The organism is Streptomyces sp. RFCAC02, assembly GCF_004193175.1.
Taxonomy (GTDB): domain Bacteria; phylum Actinomycetota; class Actinomycetes; order Streptomycetales; family Streptomycetaceae; genus Streptomyces.
Genome location: NZ_SAUH01000001.1, coordinates 80083 through 100905, shown reverse-complemented (window position 1 = coordinate 100905; position 20823 = coordinate 80083). Strand labels below are relative to the sequence as shown.

The window sequence follows — 20823 nt, the reverse complement described above, 5'->3', positions numbered from 1 at the left end:
GCAGGCGTGCCGCGCCGTCGGCGCGTCAGGGGCGGCGCCAGTCGCCGCTGGTCAGCCGGGAGCCGGCCTGCGGCCCCATCCGGAGCATCCCGCCGTCCACCACCCAGGACGCGCCGGTCGCGTACGAGGCGTCCGGGCCGGCCAGGAAGGCGATCACCGCCGCGATCTCGCGGGCGTCGCCCGGTCGCCCGAGCGGAATGCCCGGCCGCTCCTCGCGCCGCACGTCACGGTCCTCCTGGCCCGTCATCGGTGTGGCGATCTCCCCGGGGGCGACCGCGTTCACGGTGATGCCGTGCTCGGCCAGCTCCAGCGCCATGACCTGGGTGAGCAGGCCGAGCCCGCCCTTGGCGGCGCAGTACGGCGCGGCGCCGACCTTCGGCTGGTGCTCGTGGACCGAGGTGACGTTGACGATCCGGCCGCCCCGCCCCTGGGCGATCATCCGGCGCGCGGCGTGCTGCGAGCACAGGAAAGGCCCGCCCAGGTCCACGTCCAGCACGGTCCGCACCGTCGCGTGATCGATGTCGAGGAAGGGGGTCGAGGTGCCGGTCCCCGCGTTGTTCACCAGGACGTCGAGGCCGCCGAGGCCGTCGGCCAGGGCGTCGACGGCCTGCACGGCGTCCGGCAGCGCGGTGAGGTCGAGCCGCGCCACCGCCGCTGTCCGGCCCGCCGCCCGCACCTCGTCCGCCGTCCGCCGCGCACCCTCCTCGTCGGTGTTCCAGGTGATGCCGACGTCCATGCCCGACTCGGCCAGCCGCACGGCGGTGGCCCGTCCGATGCCCGAGTCGGCTCCCGTCACCACGGCGACAGTCATCGCGTACTCCCTTCGCGCTGCATCAGCGATCCCCACGCGGATGCCACGCCTCCGGGGGCGCAAACTGCCTGCCGGGCCGGCTCACCCGGGTGCCATCCGGCTCAGGTCCTCCCACCGCAGGAGGTCGGCGGTGCGCGTCCGGTCCATCTCCTGGACCATGTCGAACGACGCGCTGCCCACGACGAGCTGCCGCGGCGGCTCCGGCAGCCGCGACAGTTCGAGCAGCGCGGGAGCGGCCGTCTCCGGCGCGGGGCCGGTCTCGTCGCCCCACATCTCGGCCATCCGGGCGCGCAGGTCGTCGTACGCCGGGTGCGGCGCGGTCGCCGTCGTCCCGCGCGTGAACAGCTCGGTGGCGTACCCGCCCATCTGCACGACGGTGACCCGGACGCCGAACGGCTCGGCCTCCATGGCGAGGGCCTCGCCCAGCGAGGCGAGGGCCGCCTTGCCCGCGCCGTAGAAGCCCACGGTGGCCACGCCGCCGCCGCTCCCCATCGAGGCCACCTGGAGTATGCGGCCGGCCTTCCGCTCCCGCAGGTGGGGGAGCACGGCCTGGGAGACCCACACGGCGCCGAAGAAGTTCACGTCGAAGTGGGCGCGGATCTGCTCCTCGGTGGCCTCCTCGACCATGCCGTAGAGCATGCCGCCCGCGTTGTTGACGACGACGTCGAGTCCGTCGAAGGCGGCGATCGCCCGCTCGACGCCTGTGAGGACGGCGGCGCGGTCGGAGATGTCGAGCGCGATCGTCCGGAGCGCGTCCGGGTGCGCGGCGGCGAGGCCGGCCAGGGGGGACACGTCCCGCGCGGCGCCGACGACGCGGTCGCCCGCGGCGAGGACGGCCTCCGTGAGCGCGCGGCCCAGCCCTCGGGAAGCGCCGGTGATGAACCACGTCCTGGGCCGGGTCATGGCGGGACTCCTTGTCGTTCCGTTTCATGAGACGGACCGCTCCGTCTCGTGAGAACGGTAGGCGAAACCCGGCGCGAAGGCAACAGCGATCGGCGACGGCCGGGCCCGAGTTCGCCGTCACCCGCGCCGCCCGGCCGGCGGGGAAGCGGCCGGCCGCTCAGCGGGGACTCGTTGCTACCGGCTTCATTCGCAGTGCTCCGGGCTTCAGCCCGGAGGTGAAGCGAATCTTTAGCCCGCTCTGACCTCGGCCGTGGGCACGGATCCGCACTGTTGACCCGCGCTCACGATCAGGTCAGGCCGGGCGGTTCTGCTGCTCGATGTACTGCTTCGCGATCGACAGAGGCGCTCCGCCCACGGATCCGGCGAAGTACGACCCGGACCACAGGTGCTGAGCCCGCCAGTAGTGCCGGACGAGGTCCGGGAACTCCTGCCGCAACCGGCACGAGCTGACGCCCTTGAGCGAGTTGACCAGCTTCGAGATCGCGACCTTCGGCGGGAAGTTCACGAGGATGTGCACGTGGTTCGCCTCGCCGTTGAACTCGACCAACTCCGTCTCGAAGTCCTCGCAGACGCTCCGCATGATCTCTTCCAAGCGTCGAAGGTGCGCGTCCCCGAACACCTTGTGTCGGTACTTCGTCACGAAAACCAAGTGCGCGTGAAGGGCGAAAGCGCAGTGCCTACCTGTACGGATATCCTGATACTCAGCCATAAACCAACTGGCAGTACGCTCTTCGGTATGCAGCTTCGGTACAGCTTCCGCCTGTACCTGAACGGCCCTCAGCGTGCCGCTCTGGCCCAGGCGTTCGGGTGCGCCCGCGTCGTCTTCAACGACGCGTTGCGCGCCCGCAAGGACGCCCACGAGCAGGGCCGCCCGTACCCGAAGTCCGGGGGCCTGTCGAAGCAGCTCATCACCGAGGCGAAGAAGACACCGGAGCGAGCTTGGCTCGGCGAGGTTTCGTCGGTGGTCCTCCAGCAGTCCCTCCGGGACCTGGACACCGCGTACAAGAACTTCTTCGACGGCATCAAGGGCAAGCGCCCCCGCATGGGAGCCCCGCGCTTCAAGTCCAAGCGGGACACCCGGCAGTCGATCCGCTTCACCGCGAATGCCCGCTGGAAGATCACCACAGGCGGGGACCTGTCCCTTCCCAAGGTCGGCGACGTGCGGGTGAAGTGGTCCCGTGCGCTGCCGTCCACCCCGTCCACCGTGACGGTCGTGAAGGACTCGGCGGGCCGGTACTTCGCCTCGTTCGTGGTGGAGACCGAGCCGACCGAGGTACTGTCCGAGGTAGACGCCGAGGTCGGCATAGACCTCGGGCTGGGACACTTCGCCGTTCTCAGCGACGGGACGAAGGTCGACAGTCCGCGCTTCCTGCGGCGGGCCGAGAAGCGGTTGAAGAAGGCGCAGCGGGAGCTGTCCCGCAAGCAGAAGGGCTCCGCGAACCGGGGCAAGGCCAGGGTGAAGGTCGCTCGCGCTCACGCGCGGGTCGCCGACGCGCGCCGCGAGTTCCACCACCAGCTCTCCACGAAGCTGATCCGCGAGAACCAAGCGGTCGCCGTGGAAGACCTGTCGGTGAAGGGACTCGCCCGCACGCGCCTGGCCAAGTCCGTGCACGACGCGGGCTGGTCGGCGTTCGTGAGCATGCTGGAGTACAAGGCCGCGCGGCACGGGCGCACCTTCGTGAGGATCGGCCGGTTCGAGCCGACCTCCCAGGTGTGCTCCGTGTGCGGCGTCAAGGACGGCCCCAAGCCCTTGAGCGTCCGGGAGTGGACGTGCGGGGAGTGCGGGGCCGTCCTGGACCGGGACATCAATGCGGCGGTCAACGTCGCCAAGGCGGCCGGACTGGCCGTTACGGCCTGTGGAGCGCAGGTAAGACCGGTACCCGTACCGGCGCAGCGCGGTGAAGCAGGAACCCACCGAGACGGTCAGACGACCGTGGTAGGAGTCCCCCACCTTTAGGTGGGGGAGCGGAAGTCAATCGGCCCGCAGGACGAAGAACAGGAAGGACAGGAAGCGCGGCATGGCGGCGATGGCCTCGGGAAACAGCTCGCCGGCGGCGGGGTCGGGATCCGGCTCGCCGATGTCCGTGATCCGGAAACCGGCCCCGGTGAACGCCTCGATCGTCGCGTGCAGCGGCCTGTGCCAGCGACTCACCAGGGCGGTCCGGCTGCCGATGGTCCACTCCACGGTCCACCTGGTGGTGTCGAAGTAGTCGCATTCCGCCTCGCGGCCGACCTCGCGGTGCATGAGGTTGACGGCGAAGGGATGGTCGATCGAAGCGATCAGCCGGCCGCCGGGCTTGAGCACGCGTCGCAGCTCGGCCAGAGCAGGTCCCCAGTCCTCCAGGTAGTGCAGCACCAGGGACGCGACCACATCGTCGAACGTGTCGTCGGGGTAGGGAAGCGGGCCGCCCAGGTCCGCCGCCTTCAGGTCCGCACTGTCGCCGAGCCGCCGCCGGGCCAGCTCCAGCATCCCGGCGCTCGAGTCGAAGCCGCTCACCACGGCGCCACGGTCGCGCAGCGCGGCGAACAGGAGTCCCGCTCCGCAGCCGGCGTCGAGGATCCGCCGGCCGGCCACGTCTCCGGCGAGGGCCAGCATCGCGGGACGCTCGTAGTGGGCGTTGACCAGGTTGGTCTCGCTCACGGCCGTGTACGCCTCGGCGAAGCTGTCGTAGTCGTTGACCTCCGGCGCGTCCACACCCGCCGCCGACTGCGGGACCAGCTTGACGGACATCACGTGGTCTTGGCGATCACCCATGGTGCGGGAGACGTGTGCCGCACCGAGTCCGGTTCCTGGCCGCGGCCAACTGCTGCGCGGCGTCGTCGTACGGGCCGTTCTCCCGGCGTCTTCCTCCCCGCACCGGTCCGCCGCGGACCCGGCACGGGTCCGGATCGCCCGAACGCCGAGCCGGGCCGCGTGACGGCGGGGGAGGGCCGTATCACTGCTCGATGAAGTACGTCTCCTGCCGGCCGGAGTCCCAGGTGACGTCCAGGGTGCCGTCGCCGTTCGGGGTCACCGTGGCCGTCATCTCGGTCCACTGCTCGCCGTTGATGCCCTCGGTGCACGAGGTGAGGGTGACGGTGTTGTCGGCGAACGTGCCCTGGCAGTCGTTGTTCTCGGCGAAGAAGAGCACGGAGTTGCCCATGATGTACAGGTTGGTGGACATGAGGTCGGCCGGGTCCAGGTACCAGTCGCCCTCCGCCGAGGATCCGTCGGTCTCCCCGCCGAGGTCGCCTCCGGTGTCCCCGCCGAGGTCGTCCTCGTCGAACTCGGGGAGATCCTCCACGTCGGAGTCGTCGGGCGCCTCGTAGATGTCGCCGGCCTCGATCCCGAAGGGCGCGTCCTCGTTCGCGCACCCCGTGATCAGCAGCAGGGTCGATGCCGCTGCGGCGACGGGCAGCGGGAGACGTGCGGACCTGTGCATGGTGTGTCCCCTTGATGAATGAAGTGAGCGTACCGGCACCGTAGTTGACACTTCGATGTGAACAACTGATCAGTCACACACCCATGACATTCGCGGCCGGACCGATACGTTCCCGCTGGCCGCGCCGCCTCAGCCGGTCACGGCGCCGGCGGCCCGGGCCAGTACGCCGGCCGTCCGTGCCCCCGCACGCGCCACAGCCTCGTCCGTGCTCGGCACGCACCGCCCGCTTCCCCCGTCGTGCACAGCCATCACGACACCCGCGTGGTCCGCGTCGATCTCCTCCAGGGTCACCGGCCAGCCCTGCCCGGTGAGCAGCGTGTGCAGCGCGCGCGAGCGCTCTATCCGCACCAGAGTGTCGGCCGTGCCGTGGACCAGCACCACGGGCAGGGGGGACGCCGGGCCGCCCGCGCGCGGCAGCTCCCCGTACGGCGCAAGCGTACGGCCGGCCCCGGCGATGGCGACGACGGCCCGCGGCCGCCACCCGTCGACCCCGTCGGCCCGGAAGGCGGTGCCGAGGGCCGCCTTGCCGCCCCGCGACCAGCCGCCGAGCGTGATCCGCTCCGCGTCGGCGCCGAGCGAGCCGGCCCGTTCGACGGCGAACGCCACGGAGTCCCGCAGATGCGCGCGCCCCGCGTCGGGGGTGTCCGAACGCCAGTCGGGCACGAGGACGACCGCGCCGGCCGCCGCCACCGCCCGCGCCAGCGGCCGCAGGACCTCACGCTCGTCGGCGCCGCTCCCGTGCCACAGCAGCACCGCGGGGAGATCCCCCGGCGGGTCCGCGGGCCGGTGGACATCCATCAGCCTGTCGCTCTGCCCGTAGACAACACTGGTCGTCTCGACATCCTTCGCGGTCACGGTCACGCCCGTGCCTCCTCCTCCCGGGGGCTCGAACGCTACCAACCCGACCGCCCGCGACTCGACCCCCCTGCAGGCAACTCGGCGTCTCACCGCCCGCCTTGACGGCCTCCGGCACGCGGGCCGCCCGGGGGGGCCGTGCTCGCGCGCACGACCAGCCGCGTCGGCACCAGCGTCGCCCCGGCCTCCGAGGTCCCCGAGCGCAGCCGGTCGAGGACTCCCCGCACGAGCAACTGCCCGACCCGGGCGAAGTCCTGGCGGATGGTCGTCAGCGGCGGCAGGAACGACGCCGCCTCGGGGATGTCGTCGAACCCCACCACGCTCACGTCCCCCGGCACGGACCGCCCCCGCTCGTGCAGCGCGCGCAGCAGCCCGAGGGCCATCTGGTCGTTCGCCGCGAACACCGCGGTGCACCCCGGCTCCTCCGCGAGCCGCAGACCCGCCCGGTACCCCGACTCCGCGGTCCAGTCGCCCCGCAGCGGCGGCGGCACCCGGCGGCCCGCCTCCGCGAGGGCGTCCCGCCACGCCGTGGCGCGCCGCTGCGCGGCGAACGAGTCCGCGGGACCCGCGAGATGCCACACCGTGCCGTGCCCCAGCGCCAGCAGGTGGCGCACCGCGTCCCGCGCTCCGCCCGCCTGGTCGGTGTCCACGGCGGCGTAGCGCCCGCCCGCCTCCGAGTCGGCGACGACGACCTGGGCGCCCGGCGGGATCGGCACCGTCGCCGTGTCCAGCAGATGGACCTCCATGATCACGACGAACCCGTCCACCGCCAGCTCGCCGAGACGCGTGAACGCCCCCCGCACCTCGTCCCGCGTCGGCGCGGCGAGCGGCAGCAGCGTGACGGCGTACCCCTCCTGCGCGGCGGACGCGGCGACGGCCTCCAGCGTGCGGACGCTGCCGGTCGTCGAGAGGGAGGACAGGATGACGCCGATCGTGCGGAACTCGCCGCGCTTCAGTGCCCGGGCCGCGCTGTTGGGGCGGTAGCCGAGTTCCTGCATGGCGTCGAGCACCTGGCGCCTGGTGGCCTCGACGACGCCCGGGTGGCCGTTGGACACCCGGGAGACGGTCTGGGCCGACACCCCGGCGAGCCGCGCCACGTCCGCCATGGAGACCCGCCGCGTGCGCCGCTCCGCCTCCGCGGTCCCGTCCGGCCGCCCCGTCTGCGCCACTGGTGACCGCCTCTCCGGCTCTTGACCCCTGTCAGGCAGCAGTGTAAACATCGCCGCTGCGCGTCATGTTTACGCAAACATGACGCCGCGCCCCGCGCCCGCACCCGAGGAGTGACGCCCGATGCCCCGTACGATCCCGCACCGCTGGCCGCGTCTGCCCGCCGCGGACGGTGCCGCCCCCGGCCTCGGCTACGGCGCCGACTACAACCCGGACCAGTGGCCCCGCGAGACCTGGCGGGAGGACGTCCGCCTGATGCGCGAGGCGGGCGTCAACGTCGTCTCCCTCGCCATCTTCTCCTGGGCACGCATCCAGCCCGGCCCGGACACCTGGGACTTCGGCTGGCTGGACGAGGTCATGGACCTCCTCCACGCGGGCGGCATCGGCGTGGACCTCGCCACGGCCACCGCATCGCCACCGCCCTGGCTGACCACCGCGCACCCCGAGATCCTGCCCGTCACGGCCACCGGCGAGATCGTGTCGCCCGGCGCACGCCAGCATTGGCGTCCGACCTCCCCCGTCTTCCGCGAGCACGCCCTGCGCCTCGTCACGGCCCTGGCCGAGCGCTACGCGGACCACCCGGCCCTGGTCGCCTGGCACATCAGCAACGAACTGGGCTGCCACAACATCTACGACTACTCCGACGACGCGGCCCGCGCCTTCCGCACGTGGCTGCGCCACCGCTACACCACGATCGACGCCCTCAACGACGCGTGGGGGACGGCGTTCTGGTCCCAGCGCTACAACGACTTCGACCAGATCCTCCCGCCGCGCCTTGCCGCCTCCCACCCCAACCCCACCCAGCAGCTCGACTTCAAGCGCTTCTCCTCCGACGCGCTGAAGGACCATCTGCGCGCCGAGCGCGCCGTCCTGCGCCGCCTGACCCCGGACATCCCGGTGACCACCAACTTCATGGTCGTGGGCGAGACGAAGGGCATGCACTACGCCGACTGGGCGGCCGAGGTCGACTTCGTCTCCAACGACCACTACACGCACCCCGGCCCGCAGTCCCTCGACGAGCTGTCGTTCTCCGCCAACCTCGTCGGCAACATCGCGGGCGGCCGTCCCTGGTTCCTCATGGAGCACTCCACGTCGGCCGTCAACTGGCAGCCCGTGAACCGGGCGAAGCGCCCCGGTGAACTCGCCCGCGACTCCCTGCTCCACGTCGCGCACGGCGCCGACGCGGTCTGCTTCTTCCAGTGGCGCCAGTCCGCCGCGGGCGCCGAGAAGTACCACTCGGCGATGGTCCCGCACGCCGGCCCCGACAGCGATGTCTTCCGCGCCGTGACGCGCCTCGGCGCCACCCTCCGCGACCTGGCCCCCGTCACCGGCACCCGCCGCCGCCCCGCGCGCGCCGCGATCCTCTTCGACTGGGAGTCCTGGTGGGCCAGTGAGCTGGACTCGCACCCCACATCGCGCCTGCGCTACCGGCAGGAGGCGCTCGACTGGTACTCCGCGTTCCTCGCCCTCGGGGTACGCGCCGACGTGGTGCCCACCGGGACGCCCGTCGACGGCTACGACCTGCTGGTCGCGCCCGTCCTGCACGTCCTGCCCGCGGCCCTGGCCCAGGACCTCGTCCGCTGGACCGAGAACGGCGGCCACCTCGTGACGACGTACTTCTCCGGCATCGTCGACGAGAACGACCACGCCTGGCTCGGGGGTTACCCCGGTCCGCTGCGCGAGCTGCTCGGCATCCGCATCGAGGAGTTCGCACCGCTGCTGGACGACGAGACGGCGCCGCTCGACGACGGCGGCACGGGCACCCTGTGGACCGACCTCATCACCGTCACCGACCCGGCCGTCGAGGTCCTGGCCCGGTACACCACCGGCCACGCCGAGGGCCGCCCGGCCCTCACCCGCCGCCCGGCCGGCCGCGGCTCGGCCGCGTACGTCTCGACCCGCCTCGGCCCCGGCGGGCTGACCGGTGTCCTGGCCGGCCTGCTCGCCCGCGCCGGCGTCACGAGCGAGCTGCCCGAAGAGGTGCGCGGCCGGGCCGAACTCACGATCCGCGCGGGCGAGGACGCCGACTACTGGTTCCTCGTGAACCGCGGCGACACCCCTGTGCCGCTCGACGGCGTCACGGGCCGGGCCCTGGCCGGCGGCACGGAGGGCGCCGCCGTCCTCGCGCCGCGCGGCGTCACCGTGCTGCGGCGGCCCGCGGCGGACTGAAGCGCCCGGACATCCTGGCCGCGCCGCCCCGGCACGGTCAGGACGACGGCGGCGGGAGGGTGCGCTTCCCCGGGCGCGACGTCCAACTGCTGGGCGGGTACGTGGCGTCCGGCGCGGCCAGGCAGACCTCGATCTCGGTCCCGAGGTCGTTGTCCTCGAACCACTCCGAGACCGTCTGCATGATCCGCAGCGCCTGCACCGTCCGCGGGCCGATCGGGCGGCCCATCCGGTCGAGACCGCTGGGCACGCAGATCGGCTTCGTCCGCGCCACGGCGACGGCGCGGGTCCGCTCCTCCGAGCCGGCGAGCGTGTACCCGATGGCCGTGGCGACCGCCTTGGCCGCGTGCCGCGTGCTCGACACCATCGAGCGGATGCCGATCAGCGTCTGCTGCGGGCTCCCCGCCGTGGCCTCGCCGTCGTGCGGCTCGCCGTGGAGCCGCCGCAGGCGCTGCTCCTCCTCGGTGAAGATCTCAGCCGCGGACTCCAGGGTGTGGAGCACCTTCACCATCGTGTCGATCTCGGCCATGCCACATCTCTCGGGACGCACACCGGAACAGGAACCGCAGCGTACCGCTCCGATGGGTGACGTGGCACACACGGTCCGTAGACGGGTGCCCGTGCGACCCCCCGCGTACGCCGGGCGCACCTCCCGCCCGACCCGGCCCCCGTCACATGTCGCGCCGCCGTAGGACGGTGACGGCCACCGCCACCGCCACACCCGGCCACAGGGCGAACGCCAGCCACGCTTCCGCGACCGACGGCAGCGCCGCGATGCCGCGCGGGTGCGGCAGGGAAAGGCACTGCTGCCACGCGTAGTCGGGAAACTGCCCGGCGTGGACGGGATCGCCGCGCGTCTCCACATCACACCCGGCACCGCGGAGACCCATCTGGCGAACATCGGGTCCGCACTCGGCGCCCGCGACCGCGTCCACTTCGTGCTCACGGCGTACGAGGCGGGTCTCGTGACGCCGGGCGGTCCCGCCTGACGGGCCGGACGCCCGGCCGGACGCGAGGGAGCGCGTCGGCCGGGCGTCCGGTCGGTGCGTGGGTCAGCGGCCCACGCGGATGCGGTAGAGCTGGTCCGGTGCCGCGCCGGCGCCCGACTTGTCCACCACGAAGGCGGTCCCGCGGACGGTCTCGACGTGGTTGGGGTTGGCGCCGGTCGCGATGGTGTCGACGACCCGGCCGCGGCGCGCGTCGACGACCGAGACCGTGGCGGCCGTGCGGTTGACGACGACGACCCGGTCCGTCCGCGGCTCGACCTCGACCGACAGGGCGCCCTCGCCGGTCGGCACGGTCCGCTCGACGGTGCCCGAGCGCAGGTCCACGACCGACAGCGTGCCGCCGGTCTGGTCGGCGGTGTAGGCGGTACGGCCGTTCTCCGACAGGTCGATGGAGATCGGGCCGTCACCGGTGGGGATGAAGCGGGGCGCCTCGTCGTCGGGGCCGACCTCGATGATGCGGTCGCCCGAGAGGTCCGCGGCGTAGACGGTGCCGCTGCGTTCGTCGACGGCCAGGCCGGTCGGGCCCGCCCCCTCGACCGTGACGCGGTCCTTCTCCTCGAAGGTCCGGCTGTCGAACGCGACCAGGGTGCCGGATCCGAACGCGCTGGCCCACACGGTGTTGTGACGTTCGTCCACCACGATCTCCCGCGCGTGGTCGACGCCGGGGAGGGTCGCCAGGTGCTCGCCGGTGCGCTGGCTGTAGACGGAGACGCTGTTGTCGCGGGTGTTCGTGGTCCACACGGTGTTGTGCTCGTCGTCCACGTCGATGCCGTAGACGGCCTCGACCGCGCCGGTGGCCCCGTCGGTGACCGGCGGCACGATGGTCTGCTCGATCTCCAGGGTCCGGGGGTCGACCCGGAGCAGGGCCGACTGGGTGACGGGCGGGCGTCCGACGGCGGAGGTGACCCACAGCGCGTCGTTCCGCTCCGAATAGGCCGACTGGTACAGGCCCTCCACGAGCGGCGCGGACGCGACGGCCGGCGCCGGGGAGGCCGTACCGGCCGCCGTCGGGGAAGCGGCGGCGGTGCCGGTCAGCACGAGCGCGCTGCCGGCGGCCAGGGTGACGGCGACGGTACCGGTGCGGCGGGTGAATGAGGACATGGGTGTGACCACTCCTTGCAGGGGACACCTCGTGAGCGAGGCGGACAACGAGAGGTTAGCTTAGCCTTACCTAAGTTTTTGACATGGCTTGTGTGACGCCTGCAACACCCGTCCGATGTTTGTGAGTTGAGTGCCGCGTCAGCTCCGGGGTGCGCGCGGTGTTGCCGAAGTAGGCACCGATCGCACCCTTGACCGGCCGATTCGGCATCGGGATTCTTGCTGGTGCCGGCCACTGGGGTTCCTGGTGCCGGTGGGGCGGTTGTGCCGTGGACCGCCCGCATTGCACCTGCGAAAAAACGCACCGGACCGGACGACGGGAGCGGGCGCGGCACCGCACGTACAGGAAACCGCCGGCACCGTCCCGCCGGACGCGCGCCCCGGGCCTTGCCCGAGCTTTCGGCGTCCCACCCCCCGCACCCATGTACGAGCCCAGTAGGGAGCCCTCATGCTGAAGAAACGGTTTTTCGGAGTTGCGACCGTCGCTGCGCTGGGCGTCACCGTCGCCCTCACGGGAGCGGGCCAGGCCGGCGCGCAGCCGGTGACGGCCGAGCAGGCCCAGCAGACAGCCGATGAGCCGACGCTGTACTACAACCACTCCTACGCGGTCATCGACGCCGAGACCGCCGAGGCCATCGACAACTCGGAGTACCTGCGGGACTTCGCCAACTTCGAGATCCGCACGACCACCGGTGCGGAGCTGACCTGGAGCGGCAGCTACATCTACGGCAGCGAGACCTACTTCGAGTTCTTCGCCGAAGGTGAACTGCCCGGCCAGGACGCCAACTACGGCTCGTCCTCGCTGGCGCTGTCGGCCGAGTACACCGGCGGCCTCCAGACGGCGACCGAGCGGCTGACCGAGGCGGGCGTCGACCCCCTCGAGTTCCGCCAGACGCGCGACTTCGGCGACGGCGTCCCGGTGGGGTGGTTCGACGGGTTCAACATGCCCGTCACCGAGTGGGACACCTTCGGGGCCTGGGCGATGGAGTACCTGCCGGAGTACTTCGAGGACCCGCGCAGCAACACGGACCCGGCGGCCTACCCCGGTGACATCAGCCGGGAGCGGTACCAGACCGACGACTACCAGGACCACCTGATGCGCGAGATCACCGGCCTGCGCTTCGGCGTGAGCGAGCGCGACCTCAGCGACAACCTGCCGCTGTTCGAGGCCGCCGGCCTCGACATCGAGTATTTCGACGACGGCGACGTCCACGTGTCGGACGGCGTCACCGAGGTCCAGTTCGACGTGGTCCCGGCGGGTGAGTACGGCCTGCAGTGGATCAAGATGGCGCTGAACGAGTCCCAGGACGTCATGACCGAGGAGCGGATCGGCAACTCCACGCTGTCCGTCGGTCCCGGCGCCCGGGCCGTGTGGACCTTCGAGCAGCCGTGATCACCTCCACCGCACCGTCTGCGCCGGCCCGGATCCCGCCCGGGCCGGCGCTGCCCATTCCCGGGGTCCGTGGACGGGTGCGCCCGGCCCGGTCCTCACGGGCGGGGCGCGCGGCGACTTTTTGGCACTGTGTGCCATGAAGTCGTAGGGTCGGCGGCGCGGCGCCACCGCCGCCCGTACCACCGCACGCGAGGAGAACGACCATGGGCAGCCACACCGGGCTCGACGGCAGGGGCGTCATCGTCACCGGGGCCGGCTCCGGCATCGGTCGGGCCGCGGCCCTCGCCTTCGCCCGCGAGAGGGCCAAGGTCCTCGTCGCCGACCTCTCCCGCGAGGGCGCCGATGCCACCGTGCGGCAGGTCACCGCAGCAGGCGGCACGGCCGTGGCCGTCGTCGGCGACCTCGGCGACCAGCGGGTCGTGGACCGGGTCGTCGCCACCGCCGTCGAGACGTTCGGCGGCATCGACGTCCTCGTGAACAACGCCGGCGTCATGGACCGCATGTCGGCCCTCGGCGAGGTCTCCGACGCGGAGTGGGACCGTGTCCTGCGCGTGAACCTCACGGCGCCCTTCCTCCTCACCCGCGCCGCGCTCCCGCACCTCCTCGCCTCGGGCAGGGCCGCGATCGTCAACACGGCGTCCGAGGCCGGTCTGCGCGGCAGCGCCGCCGGCGCCGCGTACACCGCCTCCAAGCACGGCGTCGTCGGCCTCACGAAGTCCCTCGCGGTCATGTACCGGGACCGGGGCATCAGGGCCAACGCCATCGCCCCCGGCGGCACCGCCACCGGCATCGCCGTCGACACCGACGCCACCGCCGCCGGCCCCGCCGTCATCGGCGCCTACCGGGCCAACACCGGCCGGGTCTCGGGGCCGGAGGAGCAGGCCGCCGCGATCCTCTTCCTCGCCTCCGACGCCGCGAGCAACGTCAACGGCGTCGTCCTGCCCGTCGACAACGGCTGGTCCGCCGTCTGACCCGGCGACCGGCCCGCGGCCGTCACGGCTCGCCGTTCACCCGCGCGGTGTCCACCGCGGCGTCCGGGATGCCCCAGCGCTCCATGGCCCGCGCGTACGTCCCGTCGTCGATCAGCGACTGGAGCGCGGCGCGCAGGGCCTGCGCCAGCTCCCCGTCGCCGCGGTGCACCGCCATGCCGTAGTCGCCGATGAGCATCAGGCGCTCCGACAGGGCCAGGCCGCCGTCCGACCCCTCGTGCTCGGCGAAATGGCCGACGATCTCCGTGTACAGCACGAACGCCGCGTCCGCCTCACCGTCGCGCACCGCGTCCAGCATGGCGGGCAGGTCGTCGATCCCCCAGTACCGGACGGGATCCCCGCAGGCCGTGCTCTCGGCCGCCACCAGTCCCCGGTAGTAGTCGCCCTCCCAGCCGGCGACCGTGCCGCCGCACAGACCGCCCAGGTCGCGGGCGACCTCGCCGTCGCGCATCACCAGCACATAGCCGTCCTGGAAGCTGTCCACCACGGTGGTCCCGGACTCGGAGCGGTTGTCGGGCGTGTCGGAGAACCCCCCGATCGCCATGCGCGGTCCCTCGCCCCCCGCGAGCCGCTCCAGGGCCGTCTCCCGATCGTCGGCGGCCTCCAGCGCGAAGGTGACGCCGAGGCGCTCCCCCATGGCGGCCAGCAGCTCCGGTTCGAGGCCGGCGAACCCGCCCGACCCGTCGAGGTGGCCGAACGGCCCGGCGTCGACCGGCGCGTACACCGTGACGGTCCCCGCCTCGCGCACCTCCGGGGGCAGCAGCTCGCTCAGCGGCGCGCCGGAACCGGCCGGCGGCGCGGTTTCCGTCGCGCCGTCCGGCTCCGTGGCGCCCGTCCCGCCGGCACCGTCCGCGTCGCCCCGCACGTCCGTCAAGCCGGTCTCGGGGGTCAGACCGGTCTCGGCCGCCGGGCCCGGCCACGGCGCGTCGTCCGAGTCCGGCGCGTCGGCCTCCGACTTCCCCGGAGCGTCACCGGCCGCTTCGGAGGCGCTGTCCCCACCACCCGGCAGGAGCGCCCATGTGGCCAGGGCCGCCAGCAGCAACGCGCCGACCGCCGCAGCGCCGCGCACCGACCGGCGCTGCCCACGCGATGCCCCGGCCGGGTGCGTCGGCGGGTCGCCGGGCACGTCCGGGACCGGGGGAGCCGCCGCATCCCGCCCGAGTCCGGCCGACAGGGCGGGGGGCAGCCAGGCCCCGCCGGCGAGCGCCGCCGCGCCGTGCCGCGCGGCCTCCTCGGCTATCTCGGCCGGTGACGGGCGGCGCGCCGGGTCCTTCGCCGTGCACCGCGTCACGAGGTCGCGCAGCTCCCCGCGCAGCGGGCCGTCCACCGGCCCGGCTCCCGTTCCCCCGTCCGGGGACTGCCAGGGCGCGGACGCATCCGCCGCCGGCAGCCCGGTGCCGGTGACCGCGTACGCCACCACCGCGCCCAGCGCGAACACGTCGGCCGGCGCTCCGGCCCGCTCGCCGACGATCTGTTCGGGGGCCAGCCACCGGGGGGAGCCGGACGGCGTCACCGCCGCGCCGCGTGCGATGCCGAAGCCGGTGACCTTCGGACCCTCCGGGGTGAGCAGGATGCCGGACGGCTTCAGGCCACCGTGCACGAGGTCGTGGCCGTGGATCTCCGCCAGTGCCCGCGCCAGGCCGAGGCACAGCGCCCACGCGGACGCCTCCGGCAGCGGGCCGAAACGTTCCGCCACGGCGTCACGCAGCGTCGGCCCGGGGACGTACCCGGTCGCCACCCACGGCACGCGCGCGCCCGTGTCGCCCCCGAGGACCGGCACCGTCCACGGGCTGCGCACCCGCTGCGCCACCGCGACCTCGCGCGCGAAGCGCCGCCGGAACGCGGCATCGTCCGCCCGGGACTCGTGCACGAGCCGGACGGCGACGTGTTCGCCGTCCGGGGAGCGTCCGAGGCAGACGCGTCCCGTGCTGCCCGTGGCGAGCCGTGCCACCAGCCGGTAAGGGCCGATCTCGGCGGGATCGTCCGGACCCGGTTCCTTCACCTCCGCACCCCCTGCGCGTCTGGCAACAACCGTACCGGCCAAGGGCGTTGACGGACACCGGCCGGGGGCTCCCCGGGCCGGACCGCGTCCTGATAAAACGATTCAAGCGCACGGTCGTCCCCACTGCCGGAGGTCCCATGTCCCTCGATCCGTCCCTGGAGAAGAAACTCGCCCCCCTCGCCGGGGCCACCCGGGCCGAAACGGACGCGGATCCCGTCCTGCGCGCCGCCAAGGCCGACGTCTACCGCGACGAGCGTCCGTACCAGGCCCCGCCCGTGCCGACCGCCGAGGAACACATCGGCCGGGACGGGAACCTGCGCGTCCGCGTCTACACACCGCCCGGGCCGGCGGCAGGTCCCCACGGCGCCCTCGTCTGGCTGCACGGCGGCGGTTTCGCCGCGGGCTCCCTCGACGACACGGAGGGGGACACCGTCAGCCGCGAGGTGTGCGCCCGCGCCGGCGTCGTCGTGGTCTCCGTCGACTACCACCTCGCGAACGGCACGACCGTCACCTACCCGGCGCTGCACCGCCAGGCGGCCGATGCGTATCTGTGGACCCGCGAGCACGCCGCCGTTCTCGGCACGGACCCGGAGCGCACCGCGCTGGGCGGCGCCTCGGCCGGCGGCAATCTCGCGCTGGCGGCGGCGTACGAACTGCGTGCCCGGGGCCGCGCGGTGCCGGACCGGCTGGTGCTCGCCTACCCCGCCCTGCACCGCCGCGCCCGCACGACGGCGGAGCACGAGCGGCTGATGGCCGCCGTCCCGCCCGCCATGCGTTTCCCGCAGGAAGCCCTGGACACCATGTGGGACCGCTACACCGGCCCCCGCGCCGACGCGCCGCTCGCGGCCTTCGACGACGCCGACTACACGGGCCTTCCGCCCATGCTGGTCATCCTCGCCGAGTACGACGACCTGCGCGTCGGTGCCGCCGACGCCGCCGAGCGGGCCGCGCGGCACGGCGTCGACGTCGAGACCTACTTCGCCGCGGGCGTCTTCCACGGCCACCTCAACATCGCGCCCACCCTCCCCGAGACGGACGCGACCCTCGACCGGGTCGCCGCCTACCTCGCCCCTCGGCGGGACACCGGGAGAGCGGCCTGACGGGGCCGCCGCCCGATGGCTCGTTAGGGTGACAGACGGCAGCGGCGGAGGGGGAGAGCGCAGTGGAGCAGCCCGGAGCACCGGAGGCCGTGCCGCCCGGCGGGGCGCGGCCGACCGGACGGCCGCCGCTGACCGAGCGGCGCAAGGCGGCCACCCGGCTGGAGATCGCCCACGCGGCCGTGCGGCTGTTCGACGCGCGGGGCGTCGCGGCGACCTCCGGAGCGCAGATCGCCCGCGAGGCGGGCATCTCGCTGCGCACCCTGTGGCGTTACTTCCCCTCCAAGGAGGAGTGCGTACGCCCGCTGCTGTCCGCCGGTCTGGAGGCCACCGCCGCGCGGCTGCGGCGCTGGCCCGCCGACCGGCCCCTGAGCGAGGGGCTGCGGCAGGACCCGTCCGCGCTCGACCGGACGGAGGACGCCGAGGCGCTGCTCGCGCTGGTGCGCCTGCTGCCGGACGAGCCGGGGCTGCGCGCCGTGTGGCTGAGCGTCCACCGGGACGCCGAACCGGTGTTCACCGGCATCATCGCCGCGCGCACCGGCGACGACCCGGCCGCCCTGACGCCGCGGGTCAAGGCCGTCATGCTGAACGCCGCCCTGCGCGTCGCGGCCGAGGAGTGGGCGCGTGTGGCCGGGGCGGAGGGCGCACAGGCCGGTGCCGAGGCGTTCCGCCACGCCGTACTCCTGGCCACCGGGAGCCTGGCCCTGTGACACCGTTCTCCCGCTCATGGCCTGTTGCCGTGTCCCGCCGGCCGGCCGCCGACCGCTCCTGACCCTCCCGGCCCCGCACCGCGTTCGGAGCAACCGGCCGCGCGCCGCGTCCGCTCCCGTTCCAGACTGACCGGGAGGCGCCGCACCGTCGGCGGACATCGCGAGGAGAGGTGCGGAGAGATGACGTTCCCGGTTCTGGAGGGCAAGGTCGCGATCGTCACCGGCGCCGCCATGGGGATGGGCGCCGCGACGGCCGAGCTGTTCGCGGAGGCGGGCGCCAGGGTGCTCGCCGCCGACATGAACGAGGAACGCGGCCGGGACGTCGTCCGGCGGATCGAGGCGGCCGGCGGCACGGCCGCCTTCCACGGCGTGGACATCTCCGACAGCGCCCAGGTCGAGGGCATGGTCCGCACCGCCGTCGACACGTTCGGCCGCCTCGACACGGCCGTCAACAACGCCGCCCTCACCCCGGACGACCGGCTGACCGCCGAGTTCGACGAGGACTACTGGGACCGCCTCATGTCCGTCGACCTCAAGGGGACGGCCCTGTGCCTGAAGCACGAGCTGCGGCAGCTCGTCGCCCAGGGCGGCGGCGGCTCGATCGTCAACATCTCGTCGGTCAGCGGTTTCCGCCCCCAGCCGGCCAACCCGGCGTACGTCGCCGCCAAGCACGGCGTGAACGGCCTCACCAAGACGGCCGCCCTCGAGTACGGGCCGCAGCAGATCCGGGTCAACGCCGTCGCCCCCGGCGCCATCGACACGCCGATGCTGCGGGGCGCCCTGGAACAGTTCGGCTTCACCGAGGAGGAGTACGCGCCGCAGCTCAGCCTGCTGGGCCGCTTCGGACAGCCGCGCGAAGTGGCCCAGGCCAGCCTGTGGCTCGCGTCCGACCAGTCGTCGTACGTGACCGGCTCCGTCATCCACGTGGACGCGGGCTACACCTCCCGCTGAGCGGCCCGGCGTCAGCGCCGCGCCAGCGCCAGCACGCTCAGGCCGAACATCAGGACGCCGAGCGGCAGATGGACCGACGGCACATGCGCGATGCCGAGCACGACCTGGACCGACGCGAGGACGAGGAAGCCGGACGCGTACCCGATCGGCCGGGGCGAGCCGCCGCCCGGCTTCCACGCGAGCACCGCCGCGAGCACGTACAGCATCGACGCCCCGTACATCACGCGGGCTCCGACGCTGTGCAGCGTCTCCCCGTAGGAGGCGGTCAGGAGCAGACCGGCCGAGACCGCCTGGAGGAAGATCGTCAGGGTCTGCAGGGCGATCGCGGTCTGCAGGAACGAGAAGCGGCGCTGTGCTGTCACCTGGGTCGCCATGGCGTGGTCCCCTTTTCCGCCCGGGGGCAGTGGATCGATAAGGTCTCACCTGCTCGACGACGCGGGCGGGCGAAAGGTAAGGCGGGGGGACGGCCGGGATCATGGAGACGGCTGCGACGGACCCCGACGGCACAGCGGGCGAGCGCCGCCACCTGCTCAACGTCGCCTACCGGCTGCTCGGTTCACTGGCGGAGTCCGAGGACGCCGTCCAGGAGGCGTACGCCCGCTGGTACGCGCTGCCGCCCGGCCGGCGGGACGGCATCGCGTCCCCGGGCGCCTGGCTCACGACGGTGACCGGCCGCATCTGCCTGGACGTGCTCGGCTCGGCGCGTGCGCGGCGCGAACGCTACGTCGGCGCGTGGCTGCCCGACCCGCTGCCCGACCGCGCGGAGTGGGACGACGGCCGGGCCACGGACCCCGCCGACCGGATGGTCCTGGACGAGTCGGTGACCACGGCGTTCCTCGTCGTCCTGGAGACCATGACCCCCGCCGAACGGGTCGCCTTCGTGCTGCACGACGTCTTCAGGTACCCGTTCGCCGAGATCGCCGGCGTCCTCGACCGGACGCCGGCGGCCTGCAAACAGCTCGCGGCCTCCGCCCGGCGGCGGGTGCGCGCGGCGCGGGTCGGGGGCCTGACCACCGTGCGGGGTGACACGGTGCGGCGGGTCAAGGAGGCGTGGGAGAGCAAGGACATCGCCGCCCTCGTGGACCTCCTCGACCCGGCCGCCGTCATGACCGCGGACGGCGGCGGCATGGTCGGCACCGTCCTGCGCCCGGTCGAGGGCGGGGAGCGGATCGCCGGGTACATGGTCGCCATCGCCGACCGGGCGCCGGGGCTCGAACTCCTTGAGCGGTCCGTCAGCGGCACGCCGGGTCTGGTGGCCCGGCGCGCGGGTACGGTCACGACCGTCGCGTCCTTCGAGGTCGCCGACGGCCGCGTCACCCGGATCTGGGTGGTCCGCAACCCGGAGAAGCTGCGCCCGTGGGTGCGGGACGACTGACCGGCCGGCGGCCCCGCGGCCGCGCCCCGTGAGAGGCTGGGCGGCATGGGCGGGGTGTCGGAGGACGAGGCTTCCTCGCGGTTCCTGGCCGGGATCGAGGTCGGTGAACTCCTCGGCGGCACCGTGGCGGACGTCTCCCGGCGAGGGGCGTCGGTGCTCCTGGACGGTTTCCCCGCACGCCCGCTGGGGTTCGTCGGACCGCTGGACCTGACCTGGCGCCGGGAGCCGGCCGCGGCGGTGACGGCGGGACGGCGGATCACCGCCGAGGTGATCGCCGTCGACCCCGACCGGGGGCGGGCCGTGCTGTCCCTGGCCGCCACGGAGAATCCCGGTCTGTGGGCGTTCCTGAAGTCCCTCCGCGCCGGTGAGGTGCTCCGGGGCACGGTCGCATCGGTCGAACGGTTCGGGGTCTTCGTCGCGCTGGACGACGGGCCGGACCACCCGGTGTTCCCCGGCGTCGGGTTCATCACCGTTCCCGAACTGTCCTGGCAGCGCGTCGGAGCGGTCCCGGACGTCGTGCGGGTGGGACAGCGGGTCTCCTGCGCCTTCCTCATGTTCGACACGACGAACGGAGAGGCCCGGCTGTCCCTGCGGGCCACCCGGCCCGACCCCTTCCGGGCGTTCGCCGACGGCGCCACGGTGGGGCAGACGCTTCGGGGACGGGTCACGGAGCTGCTCCCGTCCGGTGCGCTCGTCCGGGTCACCGGCGGCGTCGAGGGCCTGATTCCTCTGCGCGGGCCGGCGCCCGCACCTGGGGGAATCCCCGAGGACGCCGTCGGGGTCGGTGACACGCTCGAGGTCGTCGTCACGGAGATCGACCGGCAGCGACGCAGGCTGATCCTCGCACCTCGCGGGTGATCCCCCGGTACACGCCCGA

At 73.4% G+C, this 20823-nt stretch carries 22 protein-coding genes; 10 read left to right on the top strand and 12 right to left on the bottom strand.

The genetic code is table 11. The features are described from left to right. Positions 1-25: 25 nt before the first annotated feature. From EMA09_RS00445 to tnpA, 3 genes are all read right to left on the bottom strand, one after another. Positions 26-811: an SDR family oxidoreductase gene (locus EMA09_RS00445; protein ID WP_129837771.1), complete on the bottom strand. Its 786-nt coding sequence runs from the start codon at positions 809-811 to the stop codon at positions 26-28. A gap of 81 nt (positions 812-892) precedes the next feature. Beyond that, a complete protein-coding gene (locus EMA09_RS00440; protein WP_129837769.1) occupies positions 893-1714 on the bottom strand; it encodes an SDR family NAD(P)-dependent oxidoreductase in 822 nt (273 codons plus the stop codon). A 292-nt stretch (positions 1715-2006) separates the two neighbouring features. Continuing rightward, positions 2007-2423: an IS200/IS605 family transposase gene (gene tnpA / locus EMA09_RS00435; protein ID WP_129837767.1), complete on the bottom strand. Its 417-nt coding sequence runs from the start codon at positions 2421-2423 to the stop codon at positions 2007-2009. A gap of 27 nt (positions 2424-2450) precedes the next feature. Between tnpA and EMA09_RS00430 the strand changes: the two genes are divergently transcribed. Further along, positions 2451-3671: an RNA-guided endonuclease TnpB family protein gene (locus EMA09_RS00430; protein ID WP_129837765.1), complete on the top strand. Its 1221-nt coding sequence runs from the start codon at positions 2451-2453 to the stop codon at positions 3669-3671. Positions 3672-3686: 15 nt separating this feature from the next. Here EMA09_RS00430 and EMA09_RS00425 read toward each other — a convergent pair whose 3' ends face one another. The 4 genes from EMA09_RS00425 to EMA09_RS00410 all read right to left on the bottom strand — a co-directional run bounded on the left by EMA09_RS00425 (position 3687) and on the right by EMA09_RS00410 (position 7097). Further along, positions 3687-4445, bottom strand: a complete 759-nt coding sequence (locus tag EMA09_RS00425) for a class I SAM-dependent methyltransferase (RefSeq protein ID WP_240796153.1) — start codon at positions 4443-4445, stop codon at positions 3687-3689. 205 nt (positions 4446-4650) lie between these two features. Beyond that, entirely contained in the window at positions 4651-5136 is a 486-nt protein-coding gene (locus tag EMA09_RS00420; protein ID WP_129837761.1) for a hypothetical protein, read from the bottom strand. A 129-nt stretch (positions 5137-5265) separates the two neighbouring features. Further along, positions 5266-5997: an alpha/beta hydrolase fold domain-containing protein gene (locus EMA09_RS00415; protein ID WP_129837759.1), complete on the bottom strand. Its 732-nt coding sequence runs from the start codon at positions 5995-5997 to the stop codon at positions 5266-5268. An 83-nt stretch (positions 5998-6080) separates the two neighbouring features. Beyond that, the gene (locus EMA09_RS00410) at positions 6081-7097 is read right to left on the bottom strand and encodes a LacI family DNA-binding transcriptional regulator (protein ID WP_129843749.1); all 1017 of its coding nucleotides are present in this window, start codon (positions 7095-7097) and stop codon (positions 6081-6083) included. Positions 7098-7281: 184 nt separating this feature from the next. On the opposite strand from EMA09_RS00410, the gene EMA09_RS00405 reads away from it, so the two are divergent. Further along, positions 7282-9327: a beta-galactosidase gene (locus EMA09_RS00405; RefSeq protein ID WP_129837757.1), complete on the top strand. Its 2046-nt coding sequence runs from the start codon at positions 7282-7284 to the stop codon at positions 9325-9327. A 37-nt stretch (positions 9328-9364) separates the two neighbouring features. Here EMA09_RS00405 and EMA09_RS00400 read toward each other — a convergent pair whose 3' ends face one another. Both EMA09_RS00400 and EMA09_RS00395 read right to left on the bottom strand, forming a co-directional pair. Continuing rightward, positions 9365-9853 (bottom strand): hypothetical protein, encoded by a 489-nt coding sequence (locus EMA09_RS00400; RefSeq protein ID WP_129837755.1) that lies wholly within the window; start codon positions 9851-9853, stop codon positions 9365-9367. 142 nt (positions 9854-9995) lie between these two features. Next, entirely contained in the window at positions 9996-10187 is a 192-nt protein-coding gene (locus tag EMA09_RS00395) for a hypothetical protein (protein WP_129837753.1), read from the bottom strand. Between EMA09_RS00395 and EMA09_RS28105 the strand changes: the two genes are divergently transcribed. Beyond that, positions 10161-10313, top strand: coding sequence for a hypothetical protein (locus EMA09_RS28105; RefSeq protein WP_168220608.1), 153 nt, complete (start codon positions 10161-10163; stop codon positions 10311-10313). The two genes, EMA09_RS00395 and EMA09_RS28105, sit on opposite strands and share 27 nt — an antisense overlap. A gap of 63 nt (positions 10314-10376) precedes the next feature. Here EMA09_RS28105 and EMA09_RS00390 read toward each other — a convergent pair whose 3' ends face one another. Then, the gene (locus EMA09_RS00390; RefSeq protein WP_129837751.1) at positions 10377-11432 is read right to left on the bottom strand and encodes a YncE family protein; all 1056 of its coding nucleotides are present in this window, start codon (positions 11430-11432) and stop codon (positions 10377-10379) included. Positions 11433-11877: 445 nt separating this feature from the next. Between EMA09_RS00390 and EMA09_RS00385 the strand changes: the two genes are divergently transcribed. Both EMA09_RS00385 and EMA09_RS00380 read left to right on the top strand, forming a co-directional pair. Beyond that, entirely contained in the window at positions 11878-12822 is a 945-nt protein-coding gene (locus tag EMA09_RS00385) for a DUF5829 family protein (protein ID WP_129837749.1), read from the top strand. 203 nt (positions 12823-13025) lie between these two features. Continuing rightward, complete coding sequence (locus EMA09_RS00380; protein ID WP_129837747.1) at positions 13026-13793, top strand: SDR family NAD(P)-dependent oxidoreductase; 768 nt, start codon at positions 13026-13028, stop codon at positions 13791-13793. A 22-nt stretch (positions 13794-13815) separates the two neighbouring features. Here the strand turns inward: EMA09_RS00380 and EMA09_RS00375 are convergent, their stop codons facing one another. Beyond that, positions 13816-15813, bottom strand: coding sequence for a serine/threonine-protein kinase (locus EMA09_RS00375; protein WP_129837745.1), 1998 nt, complete (start codon positions 15811-15813; stop codon positions 13816-13818). A 137-nt stretch (positions 15814-15950) separates the two neighbouring features. Here EMA09_RS00375 and EMA09_RS00370 point away from each other — a divergent pair, with 137 nt between their 5' ends. The 3 genes from EMA09_RS00370 (at position 15951) to EMA09_RS00360 (ending at position 18571) form a co-directional block, all read left to right on the top strand. Further along, positions 15951-16913, top strand: coding sequence for an alpha/beta hydrolase fold domain-containing protein (locus tag EMA09_RS00370; protein WP_129837743.1), 963 nt, complete (start codon positions 15951-15953; stop codon positions 16911-16913). Positions 16914-16975: 62 nt separating this feature from the next. Further along, positions 16976-17620, top strand: coding sequence for a TetR/AcrR family transcriptional regulator (locus EMA09_RS00365; protein ID WP_240796152.1), 645 nt, complete (start codon positions 16976-16978; stop codon positions 17618-17620). A gap of 180 nt (positions 17621-17800) precedes the next feature. Further along, on the top strand, positions 17801-18571 hold the full coding sequence (locus EMA09_RS00360) for an SDR family oxidoreductase (protein ID WP_129837741.1): 771 nt from the start codon (positions 17801-17803) through the stop codon (positions 18569-18571). 11 nt (positions 18572-18582) lie between these two features. On the opposite strand, the gene EMA09_RS00355 is transcribed toward EMA09_RS00360, so the two are convergent. Beyond that, positions 18583-18945 carry a hypothetical protein gene (locus EMA09_RS00355; RefSeq protein ID WP_129837739.1) on the bottom strand — a complete coding sequence of 121 codons (363 nt, stop codon included), beginning with the start codon at positions 18943-18945 and terminating at the stop codon, positions 18583-18585. Between the two features lie 101 nt (positions 18946-19046). On the opposite strand from EMA09_RS00355, the gene sigJ reads away from it, so the two are divergent. Beyond that, positions 19047-19946 (top strand): RNA polymerase sigma factor SigJ, encoded by a 900-nt coding sequence (sigJ, locus tag EMA09_RS00350; protein ID WP_129837737.1) that lies wholly within the window; start codon positions 19047-19049, stop codon positions 19944-19946. Between the two features lie 45 nt (positions 19947-19991). Further along, complete coding sequence (locus tag EMA09_RS00345; RefSeq protein ID WP_129837735.1) at positions 19992-20804, top strand: S1 RNA-binding domain-containing protein; 813 nt, start codon at positions 19992-19994, stop codon at positions 20802-20804. Positions 20805-20823 lie beyond the last annotated feature (19 nt).

What these genes read in the sequence shown, in the direction of transcription:
- EMA09_RS00445 (WP_129837771.1), bottom strand. Translation starts at nt 811, where the DNA reads ATGACTGTCGCCGTGGTGACGGGAGCCGACTCGGGCATCGGACGGGCC.
- EMA09_RS00440 (WP_129837769.1), bottom strand. Translation starts at nt 1,714, where the DNA reads ATGACCCGGCCCAGGACGTGGTTCATCACCGGCGCTTCCCGAGGGCTG.
- tnpA (WP_129837767.1), bottom strand. Translation starts at nt 2,423, where the DNA reads ATGGCTGAGTATCAGGATATCCGTACAGGTAGGCACTGCGCTTTCGCC.
- EMA09_RS00430 (WP_129837765.1), top strand. Translation starts at nt 2,451, where the DNA reads ATGCAGCTTCGGTACAGCTTCCGCCTGTACCTGAACGGCCCTCAGCGT.
- EMA09_RS00425 (WP_240796153.1), bottom strand. Translation starts at nt 4,445, where the DNA reads ATGTCCGTCAAGCTGGTCCCGCAGTCGGCGGCGGGTGTGGACGCGCCG.
- EMA09_RS00420 (WP_129837761.1), bottom strand. Translation starts at nt 5,136, where the DNA reads ATGCACAGGTCCGCACGTCTCCCGCTGCCCGTCGCCGCAGCGGCATCG.
- EMA09_RS00410 (WP_129843749.1), bottom strand. Translation starts at nt 7,097, where the DNA reads ATGGCGGACGTGGCGCGGCTCGCCGGGGTGTCGGCCCAGACCGTCTCC.
- EMA09_RS00405 (WP_129837757.1), top strand. Translation starts at nt 7,282, where the DNA reads ATGCCCCGTACGATCCCGCACCGCTGGCCGCGTCTGCCCGCCGCGGAC.
- EMA09_RS00400 (WP_129837755.1), bottom strand. Translation starts at nt 9,853, where the DNA reads ATGGCCGAGATCGACACGATGGTGAAGGTGCTCCACACCCTGGAGTCC.
- EMA09_RS00390 (WP_129837751.1), bottom strand. Translation starts at nt 11,432, where the DNA reads ATGTCCTCATTCACCCGCCGCACCGGTACCGTCGCCGTCACCCTGGCC.
- EMA09_RS00385 (WP_129837749.1), top strand. Translation starts at nt 11,878, where the DNA reads ATGCTGAAGAAACGGTTTTTCGGAGTTGCGACCGTCGCTGCGCTGGGC.
- EMA09_RS00380 (WP_129837747.1), top strand. Translation starts at nt 13,026, where the DNA reads ATGGGCAGCCACACCGGGCTCGACGGCAGGGGCGTCATCGTCACCGGG.
- EMA09_RS00370 (WP_129837743.1), top strand. Translation starts at nt 15,951, where the DNA reads ATGTCCCTCGATCCGTCCCTGGAGAAGAAACTCGCCCCCCTCGCCGGG.
- EMA09_RS00360 (WP_129837741.1), top strand. Translation starts at nt 17,801, where the DNA reads ATGACGTTCCCGGTTCTGGAGGGCAAGGTCGCGATCGTCACCGGCGCC.
- EMA09_RS00355 (WP_129837739.1), bottom strand. Translation starts at nt 18,945, where the DNA reads ATGGCGACCCAGGTGACAGCACAGCGCCGCTTCTCGTTCCTGCAGACC.
- sigJ (WP_129837737.1), top strand. Translation starts at nt 19,047, where the DNA reads ATGGAGACGGCTGCGACGGACCCCGACGGCACAGCGGGCGAGCGCCGC.
- EMA09_RS00345 (WP_129837735.1), top strand. Translation starts at nt 19,992, where the DNA reads ATGGGCGGGGTGTCGGAGGACGAGGCTTCCTCGCGGTTCCTGGCCGGG.